At 54.2% G+C, this 26,349-nt stretch carries 24 protein-coding genes and 1 pseudogene; 11 read left to right on the top strand and 14 right to left on the bottom strand.

The features are described from left to right. The 3 genes and pseudogenes from ABF287_RS07895 to ABF287_RS07885 form a co-directional block, all read right to left on the bottom strand. Positions 1-445: pseudogene (locus tag ABF287_RS07895) on the bottom strand (fumarylacetoacetate hydrolase); the annotation flags it as partial. Between the two features lie 4 nt (positions 446-449). Next, a complete protein-coding gene (locus ABF287_RS07890; RefSeq protein WP_347184463.1) occupies positions 450-1,835 on the bottom strand; it encodes an FAD-linked oxidase C-terminal domain-containing protein in 1,386 nt (461 codons plus the stop codon). 28 nt (positions 1,836-1,863) lie between these two features. After that, positions 1,864-2,463, bottom strand: a complete 600-nt coding sequence (locus tag ABF287_RS07885; protein WP_347184462.1) for a LysE family translocator — start codon at positions 2,461-2,463, stop codon at positions 1,864-1,866. A gap of 226 nt (positions 2,464-2,689) precedes the next feature. Between ABF287_RS07885 and ABF287_RS07880 the strand changes: the two genes are divergently transcribed. Then, the gene (locus ABF287_RS07880; protein WP_347184461.1) at positions 2,690-3,613 is read left to right on the top strand and encodes an NAD(P)-dependent oxidoreductase; all 924 of its coding nucleotides are present in this window, start codon (positions 2,690-2,692) and stop codon (positions 3,611-3,613) included. Between the two features lie 54 nt (positions 3,614-3,667). Here ABF287_RS07880 and ABF287_RS07875 read toward each other — a convergent pair whose 3' ends face one another. Together ABF287_RS07875 and ABF287_RS07870 are read right to left on the bottom strand one after the other, a co-directional pair. After that, positions 3,668-4,366 carry an RraA family protein gene (locus ABF287_RS07875; RefSeq protein ID WP_347184460.1) on the bottom strand — a complete coding sequence of 233 codons (699 nt, stop codon included), beginning with the start codon at positions 4,364-4,366 and terminating at the stop codon, positions 3,668-3,670. A 28-nt stretch (positions 4,367-4,394) separates the two neighbouring features. Beyond that, complete coding sequence (locus tag ABF287_RS07870) at positions 4,395-4,886, bottom strand: hypothetical protein (protein WP_347184459.1); 492 nt, start codon at positions 4,884-4,886, stop codon at positions 4,395-4,397. A 142-nt stretch (positions 4,887-5,028) separates the two neighbouring features. Between ABF287_RS07870 and ABF287_RS07865 the strand changes: the two genes are divergently transcribed. Both ABF287_RS07865 and ABF287_RS07860 read left to right on the top strand, forming a co-directional pair. Then, the gene (locus ABF287_RS07865) at positions 5,029-6,810 is read left to right on the top strand and encodes an IlvD/Edd family dehydratase (RefSeq protein ID WP_347184458.1); all 1,782 of its coding nucleotides are present in this window, start codon (positions 5,029-5,031) and stop codon (positions 6,808-6,810) included. Positions 6,811-6,822: 12 nt separating this feature from the next. Next, positions 6,823-7,557, top strand: coding sequence for an SDR family oxidoreductase (locus ABF287_RS07860; RefSeq protein ID WP_347184457.1), 735 nt, complete (start codon positions 6,823-6,825; stop codon positions 7,555-7,557). 42 nt (positions 7,558-7,599) lie between these two features. Here ABF287_RS07860 and ABF287_RS07855 read toward each other — a convergent pair whose 3' ends face one another. From ABF287_RS07855 to ABF287_RS07830, 6 genes are all read right to left on the bottom strand, one after another. Next, positions 7,600-8,520 carry a DMT family transporter gene (locus ABF287_RS07855; RefSeq protein ID WP_347184456.1) on the bottom strand — a complete coding sequence of 307 codons (921 nt, stop codon included), beginning with the start codon at positions 8,518-8,520 and terminating at the stop codon, positions 7,600-7,602. A 24-nt stretch (positions 8,521-8,544) separates the two neighbouring features. Beyond that, the gene (locus ABF287_RS07850) at positions 8,545-9,612 is read right to left on the bottom strand and encodes a Gfo/Idh/MocA family oxidoreductase (protein WP_347184455.1); all 1,068 of its coding nucleotides are present in this window, start codon (positions 9,610-9,612) and stop codon (positions 8,545-8,547) included. Further along, positions 9,612-11,102 carry an altronate dehydratase family protein gene (locus tag ABF287_RS07845; RefSeq protein WP_347184454.1) on the bottom strand — a complete coding sequence of 497 codons (1,491 nt, stop codon included), beginning with the start codon at positions 11,100-11,102 and terminating at the stop codon, positions 9,612-9,614. Before ABF287_RS07845 ends, ABF287_RS07850 begins: the two co-directional genes overlap by 1 nt. Before the next feature lie 144 nt (positions 11,103-11,246). Beyond that, entirely contained in the window at positions 11,247-12,875 is a 1,629-nt protein-coding gene (locus tag ABF287_RS07840; RefSeq protein WP_347184453.1) for a TRAP transporter large permease subunit, read from the bottom strand. 1 nt (position 12,876) lies between these two features. Beyond that, positions 12,877-13,647: a TRAP transporter small permease gene (locus tag ABF287_RS07835; protein WP_347184452.1), complete on the bottom strand. Its 771-nt coding sequence runs from the start codon at positions 13,645-13,647 to the stop codon at positions 12,877-12,879. A gap of 135 nt (positions 13,648-13,782) precedes the next feature. Continuing rightward, a complete protein-coding gene (locus ABF287_RS07830; protein WP_347184451.1) occupies positions 13,783-14,796 on the bottom strand; it encodes a TRAP transporter substrate-binding protein in 1,014 nt (337 codons plus the stop codon). A gap of 232 nt (positions 14,797-15,028) precedes the next feature. Here ABF287_RS07830 and ABF287_RS07825 point away from each other — a divergent pair, with 232 nt between their 5' ends. From ABF287_RS07825 to ABF287_RS07810, 4 genes are all read left to right on the top strand, one after another. Then, positions 15,029-15,685, top strand: coding sequence for a GntR family transcriptional regulator (locus ABF287_RS07825; RefSeq protein WP_347184450.1), 657 nt, complete (start codon positions 15,029-15,031; stop codon positions 15,683-15,685). 112 nt (positions 15,686-15,797) lie between these two features. After that, complete coding sequence (locus ABF287_RS07820; RefSeq protein WP_347184449.1) at positions 15,798-16,655, top strand: transketolase; 858 nt, start codon at positions 15,798-15,800, stop codon at positions 16,653-16,655. Continuing rightward, on the top strand, positions 16,652-17,710 hold the full coding sequence (locus tag ABF287_RS07815) for a transketolase family protein (RefSeq protein WP_347184448.1): 1,059 nt from the start codon (positions 16,652-16,654) through the stop codon (positions 17,708-17,710). The genes ABF287_RS07820 and ABF287_RS07815 overlap by 4 nt, the downstream gene beginning before the upstream one ends. Before the next feature lie 7 nt (positions 17,711-17,717). Continuing rightward, positions 17,718-18,482 (top strand): SDR family NAD(P)-dependent oxidoreductase, encoded by a 765-nt coding sequence (locus ABF287_RS07810; protein ID WP_347184447.1) that lies wholly within the window; start codon positions 17,718-17,720, stop codon positions 18,480-18,482. 14 nt (positions 18,483-18,496) lie between these two features. On the opposite strand, the gene ABF287_RS07805 is transcribed toward ABF287_RS07810, so the two are convergent. Further along, a complete protein-coding gene (locus ABF287_RS07805) occupies positions 18,497-19,495 on the bottom strand; it encodes a LysR family transcriptional regulator (RefSeq protein WP_347184446.1) in 999 nt (332 codons plus the stop codon). Positions 19,496-19,636: 141 nt separating this feature from the next. Here ABF287_RS07805 and ABF287_RS07800 point away from each other — a divergent pair, with 141 nt between their 5' ends. Beyond that, positions 19,637-20,383, top strand: coding sequence for an SDR family NAD(P)-dependent oxidoreductase (locus tag ABF287_RS07800; RefSeq protein ID WP_347184445.1), 747 nt, complete (start codon positions 19,637-19,639; stop codon positions 20,381-20,383). A 25-nt stretch (positions 20,384-20,408) separates the two neighbouring features. Here the strand turns inward: ABF287_RS07800 and ABF287_RS07795 are convergent, their stop codons facing one another. Together ABF287_RS07795 and ABF287_RS07790 are read right to left on the bottom strand one after the other, a co-directional pair. Then, positions 20,409-21,056 (bottom strand): NUDIX hydrolase, encoded by a 648-nt coding sequence (locus tag ABF287_RS07795; protein WP_347184444.1) that lies wholly within the window; start codon positions 21,054-21,056, stop codon positions 20,409-20,411. A gap of 61 nt (positions 21,057-21,117) precedes the next feature. Next, positions 21,118-23,547, bottom strand: a complete 2,430-nt coding sequence (locus ABF287_RS07790; protein WP_347184443.1) for a heavy metal translocating P-type ATPase — start codon at positions 23,545-23,547, stop codon at positions 21,118-21,120. A 254-nt stretch (positions 23,548-23,801) separates the two neighbouring features. Here ABF287_RS07790 and ABF287_RS07785 point away from each other — a divergent pair, with 254 nt between their 5' ends. From ABF287_RS07785 to ABF287_RS07775, 3 genes are read left to right on the top strand one after another with little or no spacing between them, the layout of a single operon-like run. Then, positions 23,802-24,722, top strand: a complete 921-nt coding sequence (locus tag ABF287_RS07785; RefSeq protein WP_347184442.1) for a 2-dehydro-3-deoxygalactonokinase — start codon at positions 23,802-23,804, stop codon at positions 24,720-24,722. A 3-nt stretch (positions 24,723-24,725) separates the two neighbouring features. Further along, a complete protein-coding gene (locus ABF287_RS07780; protein WP_347184441.1) occupies positions 24,726-25,331 on the top strand; it encodes a 2-dehydro-3-deoxy-6-phosphogalactonate aldolase in 606 nt (201 codons plus the stop codon). Next, complete coding sequence (locus ABF287_RS07775; RefSeq protein ID WP_347184440.1) at positions 25,328-26,179, top strand: SMP-30/gluconolactonase/LRE family protein; 852 nt, start codon at positions 25,328-25,330, stop codon at positions 26,177-26,179. Before ABF287_RS07780 ends, ABF287_RS07775 begins: the two co-directional genes overlap by 4 nt. Positions 26,180-26,349 lie beyond the last annotated feature (170 nt).

The raw sequence follows: 26,349 nt of genomic DNA, 5'->3' as shown, positions 1-26,349 counted from the left end.
TGGCTTTTGGCGATCCTGGCACAATGCCTGACAGACTATCGCCAATGCTGGATTTCACTTTGTTGCGAATATCTTCCGCCAGATCTGCATTGCCTGCGGCCTGCTCTTCGATCACACGCTCGACCATGCTTTCGGCAAAGGTCACGCCAGAAGCTTTGATCGCTTGCAAGTCGGTCGGTGCCAAGAAGCGCAAAGCGTCGTCGCCAGCCCCCTCAACGGATCCTTTGGTCACATCGTCCAAGGTGCCGATCACCGCGCCTTGAGCACCGCGCACATACGCAAGTGCATCGTCGCGTTCCAAAAGATCGCGCATGGTTGGCGCATCTTTAGACGTGATGTCGATGACATCATTGCCACGCAACACAACCACGCAAGGACCAATGTTTGGACGCCAAACGCGCCCCACAAAAGTGGCATCTGGCGTTGGATTTGAAAACGGTATCATAGGTCTACCTCTGCGCATTTGTGGCAGGAAAAATTTTGCCGGGGTTCAAGATTGAATTGGGGTCAAGCGCCGCCTTGATCGCCTGCATAAAGCCAACAGCAGACCCGTGCTCCGCCTCCATAAACTTGATCTTACCAACGCCAATGCCATGCTCGCCAGTGACGGTTCCTCCAAGACGCAAAGCAAGCTTGCACAGGTTGTCTGTAAACTCTTCAACCCGCGCGAGCTCGTCTGCATCCTCAGGATCAATGCCAACGCCGCAGTGGAAATTGCCGTCACCAACGTGCCCAACGATGGTCGACGTCAGCCCCAACCGCAGACTATCTTCTTTGGCTTCAACCACCGCCTCAGCCAGTTTTGAAATCGGTACGCAAACATCCGTGGCCAGAAATTTCTTACCTGGGTTTAGCGACCAAGACGCGTAATGGGCCTTGTGGCGCATCGCCCAAAGCGCTGTCCGTTCTTCGGTTTTCGTCGTCCAAGAAAATGCTTCCGCAGAAAACTCAGCGGCAATATCGCCAAAGCTTTCTGCCTGCTCGGCCACAGCCGCAGTTGAGCCATGGAACTCAACAAACAGATGCGGCTTTTCTGGAAAATCGCTTTTGGAATAGGTGTTAAACCCGCGCACCATCACATCGTCCAGCAACTCAATTCGCGCCATCGGGATGCCAGATTGGATCGTCAAAATCACCGTATTCACGGCATCTTCAATACTGTCAAAACGGCAAGTTGCGGCAGAAATCGCTTCTGGTTGACCGTGCAATTTCACAGTCAGTTCCGTGATGATCCCAAGCGTGCCTTCAGAGCCAATCAGCAGATGCGTCAAGTCGTAACCCGACGCAGATTTGCGCGCGCCTGTCCCTGTGCGAACAATTGTGCCATCCGCCATCACGGCCTCAAGCGCCAAAACATTATCGCTCATCGTGCCGTATCTAACAGCCGTTGTGCCGGATGCCCGCGTCGCAGCCATGCCGCCCATTGAGGCATTCGCGCCGGGGTCGACCGAGAAAAATAGGCCCGTGTCGCGCAGATAGGTATTCAACTCTTCGCGCGTCAGTCCTGGCTGGACGACGGCGGTCAAATCCTCGTCACGCACTTCTAGAACTTTGTTCATATTGGCAAAATCAAGCGTCACGCCACCTTGCACAGGCAAGTGCTGCGCCTCCAGTGACGTGCCTGCGCCGTAAGCCACAATCGGACATGCGTGCAGATTGCACAGCTTCACGATTTGCGACACTTCCTCAGTGTTTTCAGGGAAAATCACCGCGTCGGGGGGCGTGTTTGGATAGTAGGTTTCATTCTCGCCATGTTGCGCACAAACGGCATCCGAGGTCAGCAAACGATCCCCCAAAAGGCGCTCCAACGCCTTAAGAGCTGACTGAATTGTCATAGATATATCCTTGTCTTGGCGCGAAACATCATCCCACTCCGCGCATCGAAAGCATTGCAAGCGCAACCACCAACAGCATGGAGCATGCCATGGCGTAGTTGATCTTTCGTTGGGTCTTTTCAGCCAAATCCAGCCTGTGCAAAACCACACCTGCATAGAGCCAGCCCAAATGAATGGGCACCCAAATCATCGCGATGATGATCAGCTTAAGTCCAGCCTCAAGAACCAAATTGTCAGACGCAAAGGCAAACCCTGAAAACAGGGTTATGTTGACGCTGTAGGCCTTGGGATTGATCGCTTGCAACAAAAGCCCCTGCTTGATGCCGGGGGCAGATCGCGCTTCGATAAACGCGATTTTTGATCCTGCGAAAGCAATTTTCGCCGCGAGATACGCCAAATAAGCAACGGACAAAATCAACAGAACAGTACGTACGGTCGGCACGGATAAAACCACCGCGGCGATTCCCGAAATCGCGGCCAATGCCACGAGGTTCGTGCCAATGAAGAGCCCCAGAACATAGCGCAAACCCGCGCGAAACCCAAAGGCTGCACCAACACCAGCTGTCGACAAAACCCCCGGCCCTGGCGTCACAATGAGAAAGAAAACGGCGCTTAAGAATATCAGCATTCTGCGGCCGCCGTCGTTTGAATTTGGTTCACGGGCATCTCCTCCGGCAAAGTCGAAAGACCGACAGTGCACATGCCTTGCATTACTTCTAAAATGGTATACCATTTTTCCAAAGCATCAAGGCCAAGTTTCAAACGCGGATGAAAAAGCCAAATTTGAACGCGGGAACTCCATAAGATCGCGCGCTTTTAACCTTGGGCAAACATACCTTTGGGAGGAGGAAACAATGACGGATAAACCAACAGTGGGCTTTATTGGCGTGGGCTTAATGGGTCACGGCATGGCCGCAAATATTTTAAAGGGTGGCTACCCTCTCTACATCAAGGGCAACCGAAATCGCGAACCAGTTGAGGACCTTGTTTCCAAAGGCGCGATTGAAGTGACCAGCCCTAAAGAGATGGCCGCCCTGTGTGATGTCATTCATTTGTGTCTGCCAAACAGCGATTCGGTTGAAGCCGCGATGCGGGGTGACGATGGGATCATGGCGGGTGGAAAGGCGGGGTTGATCGTCGTGGATTCCAGCACGGCCAATCCAACATCGACAGTCGCGCTTGCCGCCGAATTGCAAGCCCGCGGCATGCATATGGTCGACGCACCTTTGGGGCGCACCCCGAAAGAAGCCGAAGCCGGCATGCTCGACGCGATGGTTGGCGCGGACGATGCGATTTTCGAAAAAGTACTGCCCATCATCGATTGCTGGGCGGGGATCATCAATCACGTCGGCCCTGTTGGCTCTGCGCACAAAATGAAACTCATCATGAATTTCATCTCGATGGGCTATGCTGCGCTCTATGCCGAAGCCTTGAGCATCGGGGTAAAATCAGGCCTTACCCCACAGAAAATCAACGATGTCATCGGTGCTTCACGCCTATCGAACGGGTTCTTTGAAACCTTCATGTCCTGCGCTGTAGGGCGCGATATGGAGGCCCATAAATTTTCTATCACCAATGCTTCAAAGGATGTGCATTACGCGGCAGCAATGGCCTCTGATGCCCGCGCGCTCAACCCTGTGGGGGCGGCGGCGATGCAGTATTATTCCTATGTGGAATCCATTGGCAAAGGCTCCGACAACCTGCCGCAACTGGCGGATCACGTGGCGCAATTGAATGGGTTTGACATGGCTGAGGCGGTCAAAAACGGCGCCGAGTAAGTCAACAACACATAAAAACGCCGCCCAGACCGTATTCTGGGCGGTGTTTTCTATTCAGTCGAAATAGGCAACCTGATCGCTGTCGAGCAAATCCAAAGTCGCTTGTGGCACCTTCAGGCCGTTCTCGACCTCTTTATCAAGCGCGGCTTCCAGCTCTTTGATCTGTTCCAAACGCGCAATGACTTCATCAATCTGAGCGAAGGGCACAACGACAACACCGTCGCGATCTGCCACAATCATATCGCCCGTTTCCACCTGACGCCCGCCGATGTTGACGCCAAACCCAATCGTGCCGGGACCTTTGGTATAGGGCGAATTCGGGTTCAGGCCCGTGCACCAACTGGGCAAGCCCACTTTAACCACACCTTCGAAATCCCGCATCGGACCATCGGTGACAAAGCCAACGGCACCACAATTTTTTGCCATGCCCGTGATGCGGTCACCGACCGTCGCGCAGCCTTGATGACCATCCACGCAAGACACCAAAATGTCGCCGGGCTGGACGAATCTCAACGCTGCCAAATTGGCCAAAATATCCGCAGGGCCGTTGTAGGCCGTCAACGCCGGACCAGCAGCGGAGTGCGTCATGCCTTCGCTTGCGCCCAAGGCTTGGATCGATTTGTGCATTGCGCCAAGGCCATCCATCGCATCGCAAACAAAGCCCGTGGGCACGCCCTGAAAAGCGTCTATTTGGGCCTGCGTCGGACGCTGACTTGGGCGCTTAATTTTCAATATTGCGGGTTCTTCGATCATTCGGGCCTCCTCACCGAAAAAATCTGTTTCATTTCATATTTGCGGATTGCGCAAAGAGTTTGGCAAACACCAATCCATTGGCCGTCGCGTCGCAGCGCGCCGCCGTGATTTGGGTTTGTTCTGTGGGGGCTGCGCGCAACATCGACAGTTCGCTCATGCGTTGGCACTGCAATTTGTTTTGCAGCAAGTCGAACTTCACCTCGATGCCGGCCACAGCTGCGATATCCTCGCCACCTGTTTCACGCACAAACTCCATCCGCGCAGAGATGTAATCTTTCCACGTCGTTTGAGACTGCAAGAAACACTGCAACGCGTCTTGTGGCGCATCGGCTGTGAACTGGATACAGGCTCCAAGTGCCTCGTTGACGCAAGCGATGCTTGGGCCACCGTTTTCCATTTGTGCAGCAAGGCAGGTCTCAACCTGTTCTTGGGATTGCATCATGTCGTCTGCCCCCATGCCAGCGGAAGGTGCAAGTGTCGGAGCAGCACAAATCGCTGCGATCAAAACCAGTCTTTTCATTTGATATCCCGTTCATCAATCAGCGCAAGCGCCGAACATTATTGCTCTTGCATTTGGTATACCAAATCGCGATGCTGTGCAAAGGGACAATGATCACATGCGCCATTTTAGGCCATATAGGATTGCAGGGGAGGTCACGACGATGAGCAACACACGGGCTGGAAAACGGTTCAGATCACAAGAGTGGTTTGACAATCCAAACAACCCTGGCATGACGGCGCTCTACCTAGAACGCTATCAAAATCAAGCCTTTACCGTCGAAGAACTGCAAGACGAGCGCCCTATTATTGGCATCGCGCAATCGGGATCCGACTTGGCGCCTTGCAATAAAATCCATGTCTTTTTAATGGACCGCATCAAAGCCGGCATTCGCGACGGCGGTGGCATTCCAATGGAATTTCCCGTCCATCCGATTCAGGAAACCGGCAAGCGTCCGACTGCGGCTTTGGACAGAAACCTGTCCTATTTGGGCCTTGTCGAGGTGCTGCACGGTTACCCGATTGATGGCGTTGTGCTGACAACAGGCTGCGACAAAACCACGCCCGCGATGCTGATGGGCGCGGCCACAGTCGACATCCCCGCCATCGCTTTGAACGGCGGGCCTATGCTGGATGGCTGGTGGAAAGGCGAGCGCGCGGGCTCCGGCACCATCATCTGGGAAAGCCGCCGTTTGCTTGCCGAAGGCAAGATTGAATACGACGAATTCATCGAACGCGCCTGTTCTTCTGCGCCCTCTTTGGGGCATTGCAACACCATGGGCACGGCGTCCACGATGAATGCAATGGCCGAGGCTTTGGGCATGTCTCTGACCGGAAACTCCGCCATCCCTGCGCCGTTCCGTGAACGCATGAACATGGCTTATGAAACAGGCAAACGCATCGTTGGCATGGTTTTGGAAGACCTCAAGCCCTCGGACATTATGACCCGCGAGGCTTTTGAAAATGCGATTGTGACCAACTCTGCCATCGGCGGATCAACCAATGCGCCGCCCCATTTGCAAGCCGTCGCGCGTCATATGGGCGTCGAATTGAACGTCAAAGATTGGGAAACCGTAGGCTTTGATGTCCCACTTTTGGTCAACATGCAGCCTGCGGGCAAATACTTGGGCGAAAGCTTTTATCGTGCGGGTGGCGTACCTGCGGTGATGGAAGAGCTGCGCAAAGCGGGCCGCATCCATGAAGGTGCTATGACGGCCACGGGCAAACCGATGGGCGCCAATCTTGAGGGGCAAGACTCCGTCGACACGGACGTGATCAAAACTTACGGCGCGCCGATGCGCGAGAACGCGGGCTTCATGGTGCTGTCTGGCAATCTGTTCGACAGTGCCTTGATGAAAACCTCCGTGATCTCACAAGATTTCCGCGAGCGGTTTTTGTCTGAGCCTGGTAACGAGGGCGTCTATGAAGCCCGCGCTGTGGTGTTTGAAGGGCCTGAGGATTACCACGACCGCATCAATGATCCAGCGCTTGAGATCGACGAGAAAAGCATTCTGTTCATTCGCGGCGTCGGCTGTGTTGGCTATCCGGGCTCTGCTGAGGTGGTCAATATGCAGCCGCCGGATGCGGTCATTCGCCAAGGCATCAATCACTTGCCCACCGTAGGTGACGGTCGCCAATCTGGCACCTCGGAAAGCCCGTCGATTTTGAACGCCTCGCCCGAAAGCGTGGTCGGCGGGGGCTTGGCCCATTTGCAGACGGGCGATATGGTCAAACTTGATCTGAATGCCCGCGTGTTGAATGCCGTTGTTGATGACACCGAATGGCAAGCGCGCATCGATGCGTGGACGCCGCCAGAGCTGCGCAATCAAACACCTTGGCAAGAAATTTATCGCAAAAACGTTGGCCAATTGGCCGATGGCGGCTGTTTGGAATTGGCCACGGCCTACCAAAAAGTCGGGCAAGACCTGCCGCGCGACAACCATTAGGAGCGACTTGATATGCAAACGATTATTGTAACTGGTGCCGGCAGCGGCGTTGGACGTGCCACGGCGCATGCGTTTTTGAAAGCGGGCTGGAAAGTGGGCCTCGTCGGCCGTCGCGAAGCACCTTTGCAAGAGACCGCCGAAGGCTATGAGCACGCGATGGTGTTGCCCTGTGATGTGACCAATGAAGCTCAAGTCTCAGAACAATTTGGCAAGGCCCATGCCGCTTGGGGACGTTTAGACGCGCTGTTCAATAACGCGGGTGTCAGCATGAAAGGCGCGCCGATTGATGAGCTGTTCGTCGAAGAATTCCGTACGCTGATGGATGTGAACGTCTCTGGTGCTTTTATCGCAGCGCGGGCTGCGTTTGGCCTGATGCGCAAGCAATCGCCCCAAGGCGGGCGGATTGTCAACAACGGGTCTGTGTCGGCATATGTACCGCGCATTGGATCAGCGCCCTACACCATGTCTAAACACGCAGTACTGGGACTGACCCGCACGCTGTCGCTTGATGGGCGCGCGTTCAACATTGCTTGTGGGCAAATCGACATCGGCAATGCGCTGACGGATATGGCACAATCCATGACCACGGGCATGCCGCAAGCGGACGGCACGACAAAGATCGAGGCAGTCATGCACGTCGATAATGTTGCGAATTCTGTGCTGCACATGGTCACCCTGCCTGAAGGCGCCAACGTGCAATTTATGACGGTGATGGCCACCAATATGCCCTACATCGGGCGCGGCTAATCACCACCAGTTCCTCCCTGAAACGGGCCGCTTAGTGTTGTGCTATCCGGCCCGTTTTTGTGCGTTCATGGCCTTGGCGCGTTCACGCTGCCAGATATAAATTCCCGAAGCGATAATGATCAATCCGCCCACAAGCGTCCAAAGCGTTGGCAGAGTCCCGAACACCAGATAGCTTGCTGCCGCTGCCAAAAACAATTGTATGTAGATCACTGGCGACAGGATCGATGCATCTGCCAACCGGTGTGCATAGGTCGCGCAAATGTGCCCAAATCCGCCAAACAATCCGATGATCCCCAAGACGAAGTAGTCGATCGGCAACGCGGGCCAAACCCACATCGGAAGTGCCACAGGAGCCAGACAAACGGCAGCAACGCCTGAAGACCAAATCTGCATCGTCGAATTGCGTTCGATCCCCGCCAACAAGCGCGTCATGACAAAGTACATCGCCGCTAAAATCAGAGCAACAATGTTTAAAAACATCGCGGGGTGAAAGCCTGTGCCCCAAGGCTGCATCACAACCAGAACGCCGATGAAGCCAGTACACACCGCCAAAACGCGACGAATGCCCACCTTTTCACCCAATACAGGAATCGCCAACAGCGTTACGACAACAGGCACAGCAAACATAATTGTCGTGGTGATCGTGATCGGCAAATACTTGAGTGAGGTGAAATTGCAAATCGTCGAAATGAATAGAAACAATGCGCGCAGCAACTCTTTCCAAGGACTGTTTGACCGCAAAGCATTCATGCCTTCACTGGGCAAAAACAGACCAAGCGACAAAAGAAAATGCACCAAGTAGCGGACGAACACGACTTGCAGCGCAGGAAGTCCGGCCAAAATCAACCATTTTGCCGACGTATCGATTCCGGTGAACAACAAGATAGCAAGCGCCATCATGGCCACGCCTAGGCCAACTTTGTCTTCACGTGGGGCGACAATTTTCGGCAGTGAACTAGACATTATTTTCGTCCTAATAGGACGCGCTCATTGCGCGCCGCCATTGAAATGATCGGGCACTTGTCCCGCAGTTACCGTCTTGCCTTGTTGCGCCGCTAAAAGCGTCGCGAGTGTGATTTCGAGTGTTTTCAATCCGTCGCGGCCGGTGGCCAACAGATCGTCTTGGCCGCCATCCACGATATTCGCGAACCGTTCAATTTGCACCAATAGCGGATCGACTTTAGCAAAATTCGGACCGGAAGTTTCGATCAAAGCAGTGCGCCAATCCACGGTGACGCCCTGCGCGCCATGCCATAGTGTCAGACTTGGAAAAGACAGCGCGCCTTTGGTGCCGATGATCCGAATGGAATCTTGACCAGAGTAGGCCAGATCAGGATTTTCATTGGTCGCCGCCTCGAAAGACCAAGGAGAGGCGCCCGCGTCAGAGATCAAGAAGGAGCCAAGCACATTGTTTTCAAACCGAAAACTGAGCGAAGCTGTGTCTTCTACATCCAAACCACGCGTGGCATTGGACACCATGGCAGACACGCCCGTGATCTCGCCTGCAAAGAACCGTAGCAGATCAATTTCATGGCTGAGGTTGGTCAGAATTGGTCCCGCGCCCGCTTTACGCCGCCATTCTACATCGTAGTAACTGTCATGTTTGCGCAAAGACCACAGGCCTTGCAGCCCAACGATTTCGCCTATGCTGCGCAAATGGTCCCGCGCGGCAATTGAGAACGGATGACAGCGCCGATGATGACCTGCAAACAGTGGCAGGCCCAATCGCTCGGCAGTGTCGCAGAGCAGTTTGCCCTCGCCAATCGTACCCGTGACAGGTTTCTCAACCAACGCCGCCATGCCACGATCCAACGCAGCCAATGCGCTATTCGCGTGATCTTGGGTGGGAGTTGCAATCACGGCACCCTTGGTGTGCGCAGGGACATCCGAAATGCTTGCAACAGCCGGAAACCCTAGGTCCAAAAGCTCTTTGCGCCGCGCCTCAAAAGGTTCGACAACAGCGGTCAAATCGACATGCTCAGAGGCTTTAGCGACACTCATGTGCCGAAACCCGATCGAGCCACCGCCGATAACGCAAAGAGGTGTTTGGGTCATTACATCACGGCTCCCACTTGCCACGGAACAAATTCATAGTCGCCCAAGCCTTGGGCTTCGGACTTGGACTGCCCCCCAGAAGCCATACGCAGCCAAGCGTCATAAATTTCACGGCCGACCTCTTCGACAGAAGCGCTTTCAGTAAGCACGCGGCCTGCGTTGATGTCCATATCCTCAGACATGCGTGTGTACATATCGGTGTTGGACGAGACTTTGAGCGTCGGCGCAGGTTTCGAGCCGAAGGCCGATCCGCGCCCTGTTGTGAACACGATCAGGTTGCACCCAGACGCGATTTGTCCAGTGACTGATGCGGGGTCGTAGCCTGGGCTGTCCATAAAGACAAAGCCGCGCTCCGTGATCGTTTCGCCGTATTTGTAGACACCGTTCAAGGGTGTGGTGCCGCCTTTGGCTGCCGCGCCGAGAGACTTTTCAAGAATGGTCGTCAGGCCACCCTTTTTGTTCCCAGGGCTTGGATTGTTGTCCATGCTGCCCTTGTTGATCGTGGTGTACTCTTGCCACCAATCGATCAAGTCGATCAACTTTTGGCCCACCGTCTCGTCGGTAGCCCGTGCGGTCAGCAAGTGTTCCGCGCCATAGATTTCGGGCGTCTCAGCCAGAACACCTGTACCGCCTTGAGCAACCAAAAGATCCACGGCGTGCCCAACGGCGGGGTTGGCGGTGATGCCAGACCACGCGTCAGAGCCACCACATTGCAAGCCGACCATAAGTTCGGACGCCGGCGTTTCAACACGCGTATCTTCATTGACGATAGGCAGCATGGCCTCGATCTTTTTGATGCCAAGTTCAACGGTTTTGCGAATGCCACCAACGTCTTGGATGTTCATAGATTGGAAGCGTGGACCGGGCTCCAGACCATAAGCTTGAATCAACCAATCGATCTGCATGGTTTCACAGCCGAGACCCGCCATCAAAACACCGCCAACATTGGGGTTTTTCGCATAGCCCCACAGGGTGCGTTGCAGCAATTCAAACCCCGTGCCGTCTCCGCCCATGGCACAGCCTGTGCCGTGACAGAACGCAGCAACGCCATCCACATTGGGATAGGCCGCGAGTTTTTCTTCGGTGAAATGCGCCGCGATCAATTTGGCGGCGGTGGCCGAACAGTTCACAGACGTGAGCACTGCGATGAAGTTACGGGTGCCAACGCGACCTGTTGGGCGTTTGTAGCCCATAAATGTGTCGGGTTTAGCGGGTGCCGTCGCCGGCAAGAGGTTCGACCCGAACGCATGTTCTTGGTCGACGTTTCTGAATTCTAGATTGTGCGTGTGAACATGTGCGCCTTTGGCAATGTCCTCGGCCGCATATCCGATGATCTGCGCGTACTTGTGGACGGCCTCGCCTTTGGCGACGTCTTGTGTCGCAATCTTGTGGCCGCGCGGGATCAACTGAGTCGCACCCTCTTCGCCGATTTGAAGCGGGCGGATGGCTGTCACGACGTTGTCACGCTCTGAGAGTCTTACAGTGTTCATGGGATTAGACCGATATTTGAAGGGGTTGCAGATCGAATTGAGAATGGAAACGCCGGAGCGCACGTGGCGCTCCGGCTATTGATTTCAAATCTAACATATTAGAATGTCAGACTCAACATCACTTACGATCTAGCGTCGTTGCCATTACAAGAACACTGCAACGATTGGTGGCCAAATGATCAAGACGGACAGCGCAATCAATTGGATCGCGATGAAAGGCAAGAACCCTTTAAAGATATCGACCAATGTGATGTGCGAAGGTGCAACCGACTTGAGGTAGAACGCAGCAGGACCAAAGGGTGGCGACAGGAACGAAACCTGCATGTTCATACAGAACACAACACCAAACCAAATCGCTACGTGATTTGGCGCGAGTTGCCCCAAGATACCGATTTCATCAACTGGCAACTTCAGAACAATCGGCAAGAACACCGGCATGATCAAAAGCACGATACCAACCCAATCCATGAACATACCCATGATGAGGAAGATAAACATCATCACCAAGATCACGCTCATGGTTGGCAGTTCTGCTCCCACGATCAAGTTGGCCACGTAAGTCGGCCCACCTGAAAGAGTGTAGGCTGCCGCAAGCGCAGCTGCACCAATGGTCACCCAGATGATTGTGCCCGTGGATTTCAGCGTACGCATCAAGCTGTCGTAAACGATGTCAAAGGTCATCTCACGGCGAATAGAGCTGATCACGAACACCGCAATAACGCCCATACCAGCCGCTTCGGTAATGCCTGTAATACCGCCGTAAATCGAGCCCAAGACAACACCGATAACCACAACCGGTGCAATCAGGCCTTTGCCCATTTCCCAACCCACTGCAGTGCGTTCTTTACCAACAACGAAATGCATAGAGATGAAACACAGGACAAACGCCCCAACGATGTATGGCAAGTCACTGACCATTCCGAGGAAGATCGGATCAACGCCTTCGGTCACTTTGTTTGCGCCCAAAAGTGTAAAGAACACGGCACGCGCAAAGATAACTGCGATAATCCACATGGCGAACTTTGACATGAAGCCAAGGAACATCAGGCTTTTCTCAGACCCAGTTGGTGCAGAGGGATCAGGCTCTGGCAAAGGTGCCAAAGACGGATTCACCCGTGTCCGAATGATGATGTACAAGATAAAGAACGACGCCAACATAAAGCCAGGCAAGAAAGACGCTGTGAACAACGCTTTAATCGATGTCTCAGTGATGAGACCATAGAAGATCAAAACGATGGACGGCGGAATCATTGTTCCCAAAGAGCCAGAGGCACAGATCGTCCCGATGGCCAAGTTTTGGTTGTACCCAAGACGCAACATTTGCGGCAGAGCAATCAGACCAAGCAGCACAACTTCACCGCCGATAATGCCAGACATAGCCGCCATGATAACAGCCATGATGGACGTCACGATCGCGATACCACCACGTGTACGTGCCATCCAAACATTGAGCGACGAATACATGTCACGCGCAATGCCTGACCGCTCTAACAAGGCGGCCATAAAGATGAACAGAGGCACCGATATCAGAACATAGTTCGTCATCTGTCGATAGACGGCCTGCCCCAAAACGTTGAATGGGCCACGACCAAAGTCACTGAACATCAATTCAGGACCGAACTTCATAATAAGCGTCGCAACCGCCAAAAAGGCAGAGGCAAAGCCCAACGGCATCCCGAGCGCCAAAAGCGCAAACATGCCAAGCAAGAGAACGATGGAGATGGTGCCAATGTCTGTCACCTTCATCCATGCGAAAGCTTCCAAGAATTCCATATTAATCTTCCCTCAGCGTGGCGCGGATATTTTCAATTTCAGTTTCGTCAATCTCGTCATGGCTTTCTGGCTCTTTGTGCCAATCCGCGATGAGATTTGAGAGCGCCTGCAACGCAACAAGAACCATAATGATCAAAATTGCGGGCTTAATAGTCGCGGGAATGGGTGGATCCCAAGCGGTACCAAAGGTTTCACCGCGGGTGAATTTCAAAACGGCTTCGTTGTAGCCGCCCCACACAAGCGTGAAGGTGAAGACCCAAATCAATACAACCGAAATAACGTCGGCCATCTTTTGGAACCAACGCGGCATGATATCGTAGATCACGTAAATCCGAATGTGACTGCGTTGCTGCATGGCATAGAGACCAGCCAGCATGAACAAAAAAGCAGCAATCCAAAGAGACATTTCATTGGCCCACAACGTCGGAGCATTGAACGCATAGCGCGACACAACCTCGTAAAACATCACCAAAACGATGGCGACGACGCCGATCATGGCGATGCGCGAGCAAACAAGCGACAAAGTGTCAAAAAAGCCCTGCGGCTTGGACTCGATCGCGCCAACACTGTCAGACAGGTACAAAGCAGTCGAAAGAATTGCGCCCGAGAAAGTGAACAGCAGCAATTGCGCCAAAGGAACGCCCGAGGGACTTAGAATATCGTACATTGTCACAGGCTCAGATGCGACAAAGGTTTGTATTGCCATCCATGCAAATGTGACGGCGGCGGCGACGGCAAAGCCTTTCATCGCGTATTGAACAGGCTTGCGCATTGGGCCGAGCCATATGCTCTCGCTTTCCATGTGCTTAGCACCCCACTAATTGGTATTTTTTCTTTTGGAAGATTGGGCGAGCTAAATATTATTTAGCCCGCCCAACATTCTGTGATCGCTAATGCGAATTTCAGATTATTCTGAAATCAAACCAAGCTGCGTGAGGTAGCCACGGTGGCTTTCAACCAACGCAATCGCTTGTGGAGAACCTTCAGCAAATTTGTCCCATGACTTCTGTGCCGCTTTGCGGAATGCTGCTTTGTCTTCAGCAGACCAATCGTACAAAGTCACGCCTTGCTCTTTGAGCATTGCTGCTGCTTCTGTGTTTTTCTTTTCGTTAGAAAGTGCAGTGTGCAGTGACAATTTTTGCATCGCTGTATCCATGATGCGACGCTCACGCTCTGACATGCCGTCCCAAACTGCTTTGTTACAAGCAAGGTGGTCAGATGGCATTGAGTGGAAGCCAGGGTAGTTGGCGTGTTTCACGATGTCGTAGAGACCAAGACCAACGTTGTTGGCAAGACCGGATGCGTCTGCACCGTCGATGATACCAGTTTCAAGCGCTGTAAAGATCTCAGTGAAGTCCATCACGATTGGCGTAGCGCCCATTTCGGTGAAGATTTCAGTTTCAAGACCAGGAGGTGAACGGAATTTCCAACCTTTGAGATCTTCTGGACCTGCGATTGGGCGTGAAGATGCGAATGATTCTTGGCCGTAAATCCACCAGCCAACAAGCTGCATGCCTTCTGAGTTGTAAAGCTCTTGAGCCGCTTCATAGCCGCCACCGTAGTAGAGCCATGACAGCTGCTGGTAAGGTGTGTCGTAGCCGCCCATGATGTCACCAACGAATTGGAACGCAGGGTTTTTACCAGTCTGATAACCGCCACCAGTCATGTCACAGTCAAGAATGCCATTCACGGCCGCGTCGAATGTCTCAACAGACGCAACAACCGAAGAAGAATAGAACATTTCGATTGTGATGTCGCCGCCGGACATTGTCTGAACATCATCTACGAACTGCGCCGCGAGTTTCCCGGATGGGTGCTCAGTGGCGTAGTGCGTTTGAATGCGCAGTAGTGTTTCAGATGATGCTGCGCCGGCGAGCAATGCTGCTGCTGTGGTCGCGGTCAAAAATGTCTTCAGTTTCATTTATCGTCCTCCCTTACGGCTTTTCGCCGCGTTATCTTCATCGACAAATTCCTCAATTTGCCGTCGAGATGGTATACCATCGCCGATCACGCTAACGAGGTCGCTATCGACAATCAACATAAATTTGGTATACCAAATGTAACTTCTTACTTTTATTCTGGACCATCACGCGATTTTCGCGCACCAACGAGGAACCCGCCCGACCTTGATCGCACAATAGGCTATAGGAATTATGACCGATAAAACGCTACCTGAGAAAATTGCTGACAAGTTGCGCCGAGATATAATTCAAGGCGGCTTGGAACCTGGTCACCAGATCAAGGAACGAGATCACGCTCAGGAATTGGATGTGTCTCGCACGCCAATGCGTGAAGCGATTCGAATCTTGGCCAAAGAAGGTCTGGTCATTTTACGCCCCTCTCGTAGTCCAATTGTCGCCAATCCGTCGTTTGAAGAAATTTCCGATGTGGTAGAGGTTCTCACAGCGTTGGAACTTCGCTCTGGAGCGCTAGCCTGTCGCAACGCCACCCAAGAAGACATCGAACGCATTCAAGCCATGCATGATCACATTGCTGAGGTGCAGGGCAACATCGGTCGGGTCGATTTCTTTGAGTTGGATATGGAATTCCATATGGCCATCGCCGCATCCTGCAAGAACGCAATCTTGGCAGAAACCCACAGCGCATTTGTGCGCAGATTGTGGCGTGCACGTTATTTGTCTGCCACCCGCAAAGACAGCAGTGCGCGCGTGAAGCGGCAGCATGGTGCCATTATGGAAGCCTTTCGAGCCCGTGATGAAGCAGCCATGGAACGCGAAATCAATGCGCACCTTGATGCATTGGTCGAAAATATTCGCGATAAATACGCGAGCGAAGCGGACGCTGTTTAGGTCGGTATTTAGCCAAACTTCACAGTCCATTAAGTTTAAATGATGGACCGAAGCCGCATTCTACTCTTTGATAGCACAACAAAACCTGTGCGACTTTTCAAAGGGATAGCATATGCCCCCAACGACCGATCACTCACATTCGAACACGAGCCTTGCACGCCGCGCTTGGAACATCCGGCGCACCGCGTTGCGTATGGGGGCCGTACAAGGCCAAGGCTATATTGGCCAAGCTTTGGGCGTCGCAGACGTCTTGGCGGTGTCCTATTTTCACGCACTGAACCACCGACCTGATGATCCCGAATGGGAAGGTCGTGATCGGTTTTTCCTATCCATCGGCCACTACGCCATCGCGCTCTATTCCGCGATGATCGAAGCGGGTATTTTGCCCGACGACGAGCTGGAAACCTACGGCATGGACGACAGCCGCATGCCGATGTCTGGCATGGCCGCCTATACCCCTGGCATGGAAATTACGGGCGGGTCTTTGGGGCATGGTTTGGGCATTGCTGTCGGATCGGCTCTTGGACTGAAACGCAAAGGTAACCCAGCTTTCATCTATAATTTGATGTCTGACGGTGAGCTGGGCGAAGGCTCAACGTGGGAAGCCGTTATGTCTGCGGTGTCGCACAAGCTCGACAACCTGATTTGCATTGTCGACTTCAACGACCAGCAGGCTGACGGCAAAACCACCCACGCTTTGGCCACCGGACACGGCACCGAAGCCGCCAAATGGGCCGCATTCGGATGGCATGCACAAGAGGTCGATGGCAACGATTTAGACGCAGTTGTTGCCGCATTTGACACCGCCCGCGCCCTGCCAGACCCCCGCCCCCGCGTCATCATTTGCAATACCAAAATGTGCAAAGGCGTGCCGTTTTTAGAAGAACGCGACATCACTCATTTCATCCGCGTGGAAGCCGATGAATGGGACAAAGCCATCGCCGTATTGGACGAGGACATGCCACAATGACACATGAAGCCCCAGTTGGCGCGCTTTCGCGTCGTAAATCAAAATACGCTCCGCGCTCTGTGCCTGTCTCTGAAACAGGCGAAAAGCTGACAACATCAGCGATGATTGCCTCGCTTGATTCGGAAGGCCGCGACACCATTTCCGCCCCCTTCGGACACGCCCTTTGCGACATGGCCAAAACCCGTGACGACATCGTTGGGCTCACGGCGGATCTATCAAAATACACAGATTTGCATGTTTTCGCCAAAGAATACCCTGATCGGTTTTATCAAATGGGCATGGCCGAACAGGTGATGATTTCCGCTGCCGCAGGCTTGGCACGCGAAGGGTTCACGCCTTTCGCCACGACCTATGCCGTGTTTGCGTCGCGCCGCGCCTATGATTTCATTTTCATGGCGATTGCCGAAGAAAACCTGCCGGTGAAAATCGTTTGCGCCCTGCCCGGCCTGACCACAGGATATGGCCCGTCGCACCAAGCCACCGAAGACTTGGCGATTTTCCGCGGTATGCCAAACCTGACAATCGTCGACCCCTGCGATGCGACCGACATCGACCAAGCCACACGTGCCATCGCCGATCACAACGGGCCAGTTTATATGCGCCTTTTGCGCGGTCAGGTGCCGGATGTACTGTCAGAATACGGGTATAAATTCGAGCTGGGCAAGGCCAAGATGATCCACGGTGGCAATGATGTTTTGTTCATTTCCACAGGCTTCATGACCATGCGCACCATTGATGCCGCCAAGCGGCTAAAAGCCGATGGCATTGACGCCGCCGTGCTGCATTGCCCGACCATCAAACCTCTGGACGTCCATACGATCAAACGCGAGGCGGCCAAAACTGGACGGCTTGTTGTGACCGCAGAAAACCACACCATTGTGGGCGGATTGGGCGAAGCCATAGGGGCAGAGTTGATGCGCTCTGGCGTGCATGTGCCTTTCAAATCCATCGCACTGCCCGACGAAATGTTGGACGCAGGCGCCCTGCCAACATTGCACGCACAATATGGGCTGACGGCTGATGCCATCGCTGCCCAAGTCAAATCATGGATGTAAGACGACTATGAAACTTCTCACTGGAAAAACCGCTGTTATCACTGGCGCTGCGTCTCTGCGCGGCCTTGGTAAAGCCACCGCGAAACTGTTTGCCGAGCACGGCGCGCGTGTGGCCATTCTTGATTTGAATGAAGCTGATGCCAAGGCCGCTGCAGCCGAATTGGGCGGCGATCAAGCTGCGAATCACATTGGACTGGCCTGCGATGTCACCAACAAGGCCCATTGCGAAGCGTCCGCCCTCAGCGTGATCGAGGCCTTTGGGCAGGTCGATATTTTGGTGAATAATGCAGGGATCACCCAGCCGCTTAAGCTGATGGATATTGCACCAGACAATTATGACGCCGTTTTGGACGTCAATTTGCGCGGCACCTTGTACATGTCTCAAGCGCTGATTCCGCACATGCGGTCGCGCAAAACGGGATCGATTGTGAACATGTCGTCAGTGTCGGCACAACGTGGCGGCGGCATCTTTGGCGGGCCACATTATTCTGCGGCAAAGGCGGGCATCTTGGGCCTGACAAAAGCCATGGCGCGCGAATTGGCCCCCGATGGAGTGCGTTCGAACGCGATTTGCCCAGGCTTCATCGCCACTGACATCACTGGCGGCATGCTTACAGATGAGATCAAGGCGCAAATCGTCGACGGCATTCCCATGGGGCGCGCTGGTGAAGCATCTGATGTGGCGGGCTGTGCCCTGTTCTTGGCCTCTGAGTTGTCAGCCTATGTGACGGGGGCCGAAATCGATGTGAATGGCGGATCTTTGATCCACTAAAATGCGACTTTGCTTTAGGCCGTGCGGTTGCTTTGTGCGCCGAACACCTCAAGGGCATCTTCAATGACATCGCGGTGAAGGCCATGCTGATCGATTAGGTGCTCAGTCAGGTCTGCGTGAGACTGCGCCTGATCTGAAATCCACGACACAAATGAAGCAACAGCGCGGCGTTTCATATGCCGCGCGGGGCACACGATCCAATAGGCAGGGAATTCGAGCACCGGAAGCGTTGGCGTCAATGGCACCAAATCGCCGCGCTCCAATTCCTTTGCGGCCACGACCAAGGATTCAAGCACAACGCCTGCGCTATCGACCGCCATTTGCAATGCCAGAGATGATCGATCCAACAAAATCGATTTGGTGTTTGAGCTCACATCCAACGCATTGCGCCGCAGCCAGAAATCCCACTGACAAACCGCGCGCGCACTATCGATCAGCATCGCGCCGTTCAACATGTCTTGCGGATCCGATCCAAACCGCGCCTGCAAGTCATCCCGAAGCTTCGGGCTACAAAGTGGCAAAACTTGATCGGACAAAACAGGCTGGCATTGGAACCCATCCCATTCAGATAGTCCGTAGCGAATGTCGAAATCCATGATCTCGCGGTCGAAATCGGTGGGATCGGGTGCTGCATCAACGCGCAGATCCCAACCAGGATGGGTTTGCACAAAATCGGCCAAGCGCGGCCCCAGCCAGCGCACGCCGAAACTGGGTGCCACTCGCAAATTGATGCGACGTGTTTCATGTTGTTTGCCCAAGTGACGCTCTGCATCCTTCAGCGTGCGAATGGCCGATGAACTGGCTTGAAACAGCTGCTCGCCTTCCAAGGTCAGGCTCGAATTGCGGCCTTCTCTGCGAAACAACTTGATGCCCAGCTGTTGCTCCAGCAGCTTGATCTGCTGACTGACGGCAGAGGGCGACACCAGCAACTCCTCGGCCGCACGCGTCACGGATTTGCGTCTCGCGACGGCTTCGAAAAAAACATAACTGTTCAGGCTGTTCAAACGCGCCATTCTGTGCTCCAATTTGGTATACCATTTTAAGCAGGCCTTACCGGCAAGGGCAACTCTTCTAATCAAACTAGACCCATCTTTGTCTTGAGGTCACGAATTGCTGCCCCATAAGATACGCCAAATATTCAGGAGGACATCGACATGAACCAATACGACCTTAAGGGCCAAGTGGCAGTCATTACGGGCGGCGCGCAAGGCATCGGTCGCGCGGTGGCCGAACGCATGATTGCATCAGGTGCGCAAGTGGCGCTTTGGGACATGGATCTAGAGCTGGCACAGAAAACCGCCGCCGAGCTGGGCGACAGCGCGCATGCGTATGGCGTCGATGTTCGTGATCTGGATGCTGTTGCTGCGCAAGCCGCATGTGTCGCCAAAGATCTCGGCCAAATCGATGTTCTCGTGGCCAGCGCGGGTATTGCAGGCCCAAACGCGACAGTGGTCGATTACGATCCAAAAGCTTGGGCCGAAGTCATGGATATCAACCTCACAGGCATCTTTAATTGCTGTAAATCCGTTCTGCCGTACATGGTCGAACGCGGCTATGGGCGTGTGGTCAACATCGCGTCTATTGCTGGCAAAGAAGGTAACCCAAATGCAGGGCCATACGCGGCCTCAAAGGCGGGCGTTATTGGGCTGACCAAGACACTGGGCAAAGAACACGCGAACCAAGACATCGCGATCAACTGTGTGACGCCGGCCACCGCGAACACGCGTATTCTCGATCAACTGACGCCTGAATTTATCGATTACATGCTTTCTAAAATTCCACGTGGGCGTTTTCTGGAAGTCGAAGAAGCCGCCAGCATGATCACGTGGCTTTGCACCAAAGACAACTCTTTCACCACAGCGTCGGTGTTCGACTTGTCAGGTGGCCGCGCCACGTATTGATGTGAACGGAAGGGTAAACCTTCGCTCACTCAATTGAAATGATACGTCCGATGGGCCCCCGATGGTCGTAAAATGGCACGGCAACGGGGGGCTCATTTGAGGAAGCTAGAGCGTCAATTTCCGCCAAAACGACCCGTGTAATAAAGGGCAAATCGAGCGTGAGTGCGGCGCTCAACTCGACCCATTGCAGGTAGGCCAATTCGTCCTCTGCGCGCGAGAAGTCGTCGAGGTCTTCGACCACATCTCGTGCGTCGCAAAGCAAAAACCGCGCATCGAAACGTCTTGGCCGTTTGGGCGGCGTAATGGCGCGAAACACAAACCGCATTTGAGCATCTGCGTTCAACGACAATCCCGTTTCCTCAACAAGCTCGCGACGTGCTGCGGTCAAAATTGCTTGAGCCATCGCGGACGAGCCACCAACCGCTAGACGTTTTGAGCAAATCGGCATCGTGCCATCCTGTTCACATCGCTCCACATCTTGAGGTGGCAAGCCGTGGTAATCTTGAGGGTCAACAGCGCCTCCTGGAAAAACAAACTTCCCAGGCATAAAGGCGGCTTTTTTCCCGCGCTGTCCCATCAACACACGCGTTTCGGTTTCCGATCGCCGCAACAAAATGACAGTTGCAGCGTCGCGAATGGCGGGGGGATTAATGGGGGTTGTTTGCCGTGTCATGATGTAATTCTAACGTGAAGCCTGCGCAGCCGATAGGCCTATTTGTGACAGATCGAAACGCCTATGCGCCCGTCAAACGCCGCAATCGCAAAGCATTTGCCAAGACAAAAACAGAACTCAACGCCATCGCGCCTGCGCCCAACATTGGGGACAACAAAACGCCAAAGGCTGGATAAAGCACACCAGCCGCCACTGGAATGAGAACTACGTTATAGGCAAAGGCCCAGAACAGATTTTGTTTGATATTGCGCATCACCGCATCGCTGAGCGACAACGCCGTGACAACCGCCTGTGGATCTCCGGCCACCAAAACGACATCGGCGCTTTCAATCGCAACATCCGTGCCCGACCCAACAGCAAGGCCAACATCCGCTTCGGCGAGAGCAGGCGCGTCATTGATACCATCGCCGACAAAGGCAACCGGTCCAAAGGAATCGCGCAAAGCTTTGAGCGCATCAACTTTGCCAGATGGCAAAACGCCCGCCATCACCGTATCGACATCCAATGCACGGCCGACAGCTTGCGCTGCAGCCTCTGTATCACCAGAAATCAAAGCCACTTTCACGCCGCGCTGATGCAACGCTTGCACGGTGCGCATTGAGGTGTCACGCAACTTGTCGGAAATCCCAATCATCAAAGACGGCACGCCGTCGACGGCCATCAAAACAGGCGTAACGCCTGCCTGTGCAAAGCGATCCAGCGACGCTTGGAAGGCGTCAATATCGACATTTTCTTGCACCATCAAACGCACATTTCCGATCAAAACCTGTTGGCCTTGGACCTCGGCCTTTACACCCAACCCCGTCAAAGAGGTGACGGTATCAACCTGCGGGCGCGGTGCCCCTGTGGCATCCGCGGCGCGCTCAATGGCGCGTGCAAGTGGGTGTTCGGACTGTGTCTCAACCGCGGCAGCCAATGCCAAAAGTGTGGGCTCATCCCCCGCCAAAACAACCGTTTCGGTCACTTCAGGGCGGCCCACTGTCAAGGTTCCGGTTTTATCAAAGGCCACAACAGAGACACCACGCAACGCTTGTAGCGCATCGCCTTTGCGAAACAGCACGCCCAGCTCTGCGGCGCGGCCCGTTCCAACCATAATCGACGTTGGCGTGGCAAGCCCCATGGCGCAGGGGCACGCGATGATCAGCACGCATACGCCTGCAACAAGCGCGTATTGCAGCACGGGATCAGGGCCCCAAATCAGCCAAGCCCCAACAGTCAATGCGGCCATGATCATCACCGCAGGCACGAAATATTGCGTGATACGATCGACCAAAGATTGGATCGGCAACTTCGCCCCTTGAGCGGTTTCGACCATCCGAATGATCTGCGCGAGTTGCGTGTCACGGCCAACGCTTTCGGCACGGTATATCAGTGCGCCCTTGCCGTTGACTGTCCCTGCGCGCACAAGCATGCCCTCGCTTTTCGACACGGGCACGGGTTCGCCTGTCATCATACTTTCATCGACATAGCTTTCACCGCTGATCACAACGCCATCGACAGCAATTTTTTCACCGGGGCGGGCGTGAATGATGTCGCCCTTTGCCAGTGCTTCAAGCGGCAACTCAATGAGGTTGCCATCCTGTTCAACCCGTGCGGATTTGGCCGACAAGCCAATTAGGTGGCGCACAGCTTCGCCAGTGCGTCCTTTGGCGCGGGCTTCGAAATATCTGCCCAGCAAAATCAGCGTCGCGATCACGCAAGCGGCTTCAAAATACACAAAACGAGCCGTTTCAGGCAAAAGAGATGGCGCGAATGTCACCACGGTTGAATAGGTAAAAGCAGCACCTGCACCCATCGCAACCAACGTGTTCATATCTGGTCCGCCCCGCAACAGCGCGGGGATACCTTTGGCAAAAAACACCCGCGCGGGACCAAGCAGGACGGCAAGCGTCACTGCAAATTGGATTGGGTTCCAAATTGATGCAGGCACCTTATGTGCAAACCAATGGTGAAATGCGGGCACCAGATGCCCACCCATCTCGATCACAAAAATGGGAAGTGTCAAAGCAATGGCCAGCCACAAATGTTGCTTCAGTTTGCGCGCTTCATCGGCTTTGCGTGTGTCGGGTTGATCCGACCCTGCCAAAACAGCTTTGTAACCTGCTTTTTCTATAAACCCCGCCAAGTCTTGTGCAGAATACAACCCCGAAACGACCGTGATCTGCGCTGTTTCTGCAGCCAAATTAACCGCTGCGCGCACCACGCCGGGCACATCGTTCAACGCGCGTTCAACACGCCCGACGCAACTCGCGCAGCTCATGTCTGAGACGTTAAAGGTCATCGTTTCAACCTGCGCAGGATAGCCCGCCTTGCTCAGGACAGCCGATATTTTGTCGACCGATGCAGGCGATGCAAAATCGACCTCCGCCGTCTGAGTTGCTAAGTTGACCTGCGCTTTATCAACCCCTTCCAACGCGGAAAGCGCCTTTTCGACGCGCCCGACACAGGACGCGCAACTCATGCCTTCAACAATCAATCGTGTGTGTTGCATAGCTTTGTCTTTCTCGAAAACTTTTGGGGTGGTGGCTGATTAATGTTCAAACAGCATTCGCTCATATGAATATGGGCGGACTTGCGCGGCTTTACAACGCGCCAAATCGCGCAGGCAGGCCTTGGGCCACAAAAGATGACACCGGAAAAGGGACGAAAGTTTCTTGTTTTGATGGACAACAGCAAGTTGTCGTTGCATCCGCACCCGCAGTTCGCGATAACTCTACCGTCCAAAAGTAAGACTTTTGGAGCGCTATGGGAGAAGCACACGTGAATACCGATTGGATTGCCGTAGACTGGGGCACCTCATCTTTGCGCGTTTGGGCCATCGATGCACAAGGCGCTAACTTGGCGATGAAAAATTCCGCCAAAGGCATGGGGTCATTGGCACCCTCCGAATTCGAAAGCACACTGATTGAACTCATCGCGCCTTGGCTTGAGGCGCGGACAGACCTATCGCCAATGCAAGTGATCGCCTGCGGCATGGTCGGTGCGCGGCAAGGCTGGACGGAAGCCCTTTATGCGAAAGTACCGTGCCTGCCGATCAGCGCCACATTGACCAAAGCCCCAACCCAAGACCCACGCATTGACGTGCACATCGTACCGGGGCTGTCGCAAGACAAGCCTGCAGATGTGATGCGCGGCGAAGAAACCCAAATCGCAGGCTTTCAAGCCGAGTTCCCTAAATTCGATGGCGTCCTTTGCCTGCCTGGCACCCACACAAAATGGGCGCATATGAGCGCGGGCGAAGTGGTGTCCTTTCAAAGTTTCATGACCGGTGAGCTGTTTGCGCTGCTCTCAGGTCACAGCGTGCTCAAACACAGCCTGCGCGATGGCATGTGGGATGATGCCGCCTTTGATGAAGCGATGTCAGACACGCTATCGCGCCCCGAGAAAATCGCGTCGAAGCTGTTTTCCCTGCGCGCCGAAGACCTTTTGCACGGGCTTGATGGCGGCGCTGCCAAAGCGCGCTTGTCCGGCCTTTTGCTTGGCGCAGAACTTGCCGCCGCAAAGCCTTATTGGCTTGGCCAGAACGTCGCCTTGATTGGCGCAGATGGTTTGACCGATCTTTACGCCACCGCGCTGAAATCCCAAGGCATCATCGCCCAACGCACAGACCCCACAGATATGACACTCGCAGGGCTTAAAGCCGCCCGCGCAAGCATTTTGGAGTAACTTATGAGCCGTCCCCTTATTGCCATTCTTCGCGGCGTGACCACACCTGAGGCCACCGATATTGCCGCAGCCTTGATCGACGCTGGCATCGACCGCATCGAAGTGCCGCTCAATTCTCCAACGCCGTTTGATAGCATTCGGGCAATGGTCGACGCTTTTGGCGACCGCGCGCTGATCGGCGCGGGCACGGTTTTGACCGTTGCGGACGTCGAAAACGTAAAAGCCGCTGGCGGCAAACTCATCGTGTCCCCCAACGCCGATGCAGACGTCATCGCAGCCACCAAAGCGCATGGCATGCAGTCCTTTCCCGGCGTTTTGACACCGACGGAAATGTTCGCAGCAATTAAGGCAGGTGCGGATGGGCTTAAAATTTTTCCCGCCTTCAAGCTTGGCCTAGATGGGTTCAAAGCTGTCAAAGCCGTGCTGCCCAAAGACGTGCCGGTCTTCGCCGTTGGCGGCGTCGGCGCGGCTGATTTCAAAGCGTGGCTTGATGCTGGGGCTGCTGGCTTTGGCATGGGCTCATCTCTTTACGCCCCCGGTTTTACAGCAGACGAAGTTTCTAAACGCGCCACAGCCATGGTCGCAGCATATGACGAGGCGACATCATGACTTGCACAGTGTTTTGCACCACCAAAAGTGAATTGGGCGAAGGCCCGTTGTGGCACCCGACCCGCAACCAACTGTTTTGGTTCGACATCATTGGCATGAGACTGCACACCATGGTGGAAGGCGAACAAAAGACATGGCAATTTGACGAACATGTTTCTGCGGCGGGCTGGGTTGATCACGACACGCTGCTGATGGCGTCCGAGACATCCTTGTCGACATTTGACATTGAAACAGGCGACACAGAATTTGTCTGCGCCCTTGAGGCAGACAACGATGTGACCCGCTCGAACGATGGGCGCGCGGACCCCTTTGGCGGGTTCTGGATTGGCACGATGGGCAAAAGCGCAGAAGCCGGCGCTGGCGCGATTTATCGCTACTACGAGGGAACGCTGCGCAAGATTGTGAACAACATCACCATCACCAATTCCATCTGCTTTTCCCCCGATGGCAAACTCGCGTATTACGCCGACACCGTGACCGATAAAATCATGCGCCTGAATTTGGACGAAGACGGCTGGCCTGTGGGCAAAGCCGAGCTGTTCATCAAAGAAGCCAATCACCCAGACGGCTCTGTCGTCGATGCGGAAGGCAATCTGTGGAATGCACAATGGGGCAGCTACCGTGTGGCTTGTTATTCTCCTGAAGGCGAGGTCCTGCGCTATGTCGAGGTGGACGGCGCGCAAAGCTCGTGCCCCGCTTTTGGCGGCGCGGACGGCACAACGATGTTCGTGACCACAGCGCAACAAAACCTGTCTGAAGACGACCTCGCAAAAAGCGATTTACACGGGCATGTCTTTGTCATTGAAAATGTTGCCAAAGGCCAAAAAGAGCATCAGGTAATCTTGTGAACAAAGCTTTCGGAGCCACGCAAAACGGTCAAACCGTAGAGGCGATCACGCTCAGCGCAGGTGATCTCAGCGTCACGATTTTGACCCAAGGTGCGATCCTGCAAGATGTCCGTTTGAAGGGCGTGCCGCACAGCCTGACATTGGGCAGCGATGATATCCGCGCCTATGAT

The sequence above is a fragment of the Pacificibacter sp. genome, from assembly GCF_039769035.1.
Taxonomy (GTDB): Bacteria; Pseudomonadota; Alphaproteobacteria; order Rhodobacterales; family Rhodobacteraceae; genus Celeribacter.
The sequence above is the reverse complement of the archived record's forward strand: the minus strand, read 5'-3'. Positions and strand labels throughout refer to the sequence as shown.

Bases quoted from the DNA above. Each gene is read 5' to 3' on its own strand.
- ABF287_RS07890 (WP_347184463.1), bottom strand. From the start codon at position 1,835: ATGACAATTCAGTCAGCTCTTAAGGCGTTGGAGCGCCTTTTGGGGGAT.
- ABF287_RS07885 (WP_347184462.1), bottom strand. From the start codon at position 2,463: ATGCTGATATTCTTAAGCGCCGTTTTCTTTCTCATTGTGACGCCAGGG.
- ABF287_RS07880 (WP_347184461.1), top strand. From the start codon at position 2,690: ATGACGGATAAACCAACAGTGGGCTTTATTGGCGTGGGCTTAATGGGT.
- ABF287_RS07875 (WP_347184460.1), bottom strand. From the start codon at position 4,366: ATGATCGAAGAACCCGCAATATTGAAAATTAAGCGCCCAAGTCAGCGT.
- ABF287_RS07870 (WP_347184459.1), bottom strand. From the start codon at position 4,886: ATGAAAAGACTGGTTTTGATCGCAGCGATTTGTGCTGCTCCGACACTT.
- ABF287_RS07865 (WP_347184458.1), top strand. From the start codon at position 5,029: ATGAGCAACACACGGGCTGGAAAACGGTTCAGATCACAAGAGTGGTTT.
- ABF287_RS07860 (WP_347184457.1), top strand. From the start codon at position 6,823: ATGCAAACGATTATTGTAACTGGTGCCGGCAGCGGCGTTGGACGTGCC.
- ABF287_RS07855 (WP_347184456.1), bottom strand. From the start codon at position 8,520: ATGTCTAGTTCACTGCCGAAAATTGTCGCCCCACGTGAAGACAAAGTT.
- ABF287_RS07850 (WP_347184455.1), bottom strand. From the start codon at position 9,612: ATGACCCAAACACCTCTTTGCGTTATCGGCGGTGGCTCGATCGGGTTT.
- ABF287_RS07845 (WP_347184454.1), bottom strand. From the start codon at position 11,102: ATGAACACTGTAAGACTCTCAGAGCGTGACAACGTCGTGACAGCCATC.
- ABF287_RS07840 (WP_347184453.1), bottom strand. From the start codon at position 12,875: ATGGAATTCTTGGAAGCTTTCGCATGGATGAAGGTGACAGACATTGGC.
- ABF287_RS07835 (WP_347184452.1), bottom strand. From the start codon at position 13,647: ATGCGCAAGCCTGTTCAATACGCGATGAAAGGCTTTGCCGTCGCCGCC.
- ABF287_RS07830 (WP_347184451.1), bottom strand. From the start codon at position 14,796: ATGAAACTGAAGACATTTTTGACCGCGACCACAGCAGCAGCATTGCTC.
- ABF287_RS07825 (WP_347184450.1), top strand. From the start codon at position 15,029: ATGACCGATAAAACGCTACCTGAGAAAATTGCTGACAAGTTGCGCCGA.
- ABF287_RS07820 (WP_347184449.1), top strand. From the start codon at position 15,798: ATGCCCCCAACGACCGATCACTCACATTCGAACACGAGCCTTGCACGC.
- ABF287_RS07815 (WP_347184448.1), top strand. From the start codon at position 16,652: ATGACACATGAAGCCCCAGTTGGCGCGCTTTCGCGTCGTAAATCAAAA.
- ABF287_RS07810 (WP_347184447.1), top strand. From the start codon at position 17,718: ATGAAACTTCTCACTGGAAAAACCGCTGTTATCACTGGCGCTGCGTCT.
- ABF287_RS07805 (WP_347184446.1), bottom strand. From the start codon at position 19,495: ATGGCGCGTTTGAACAGCCTGAACAGTTATGTTTTTTTCGAAGCCGTC.
- ABF287_RS07800 (WP_347184445.1), top strand. From the start codon at position 19,637: ATGAACCAATACGACCTTAAGGGCCAAGTGGCAGTCATTACGGGCGGC.
- ABF287_RS07795 (WP_347184444.1), bottom strand. From the start codon at position 21,056: ATGACACGGCAAACAACCCCCATTAATCCCCCCGCCATTCGCGACGCT.
- ABF287_RS07790 (WP_347184443.1), bottom strand. From the start codon at position 23,547: ATGCAACACACACGATTGATTGTTGAAGGCATGAGTTGCGCGTCCTGT.
- ABF287_RS07785 (WP_347184442.1), top strand. From the start codon at position 23,802: ATGGGAGAAGCACACGTGAATACCGATTGGATTGCCGTAGACTGGGGC.
- ABF287_RS07780 (WP_347184441.1), top strand. From the start codon at position 24,726: ATGAGCCGTCCCCTTATTGCCATTCTTCGCGGCGTGACCACACCTGAG.
- ABF287_RS07775 (WP_347184440.1), top strand. From the start codon at position 25,328: ATGACTTGCACAGTGTTTTGCACCACCAAAAGTGAATTGGGCGAAGGC.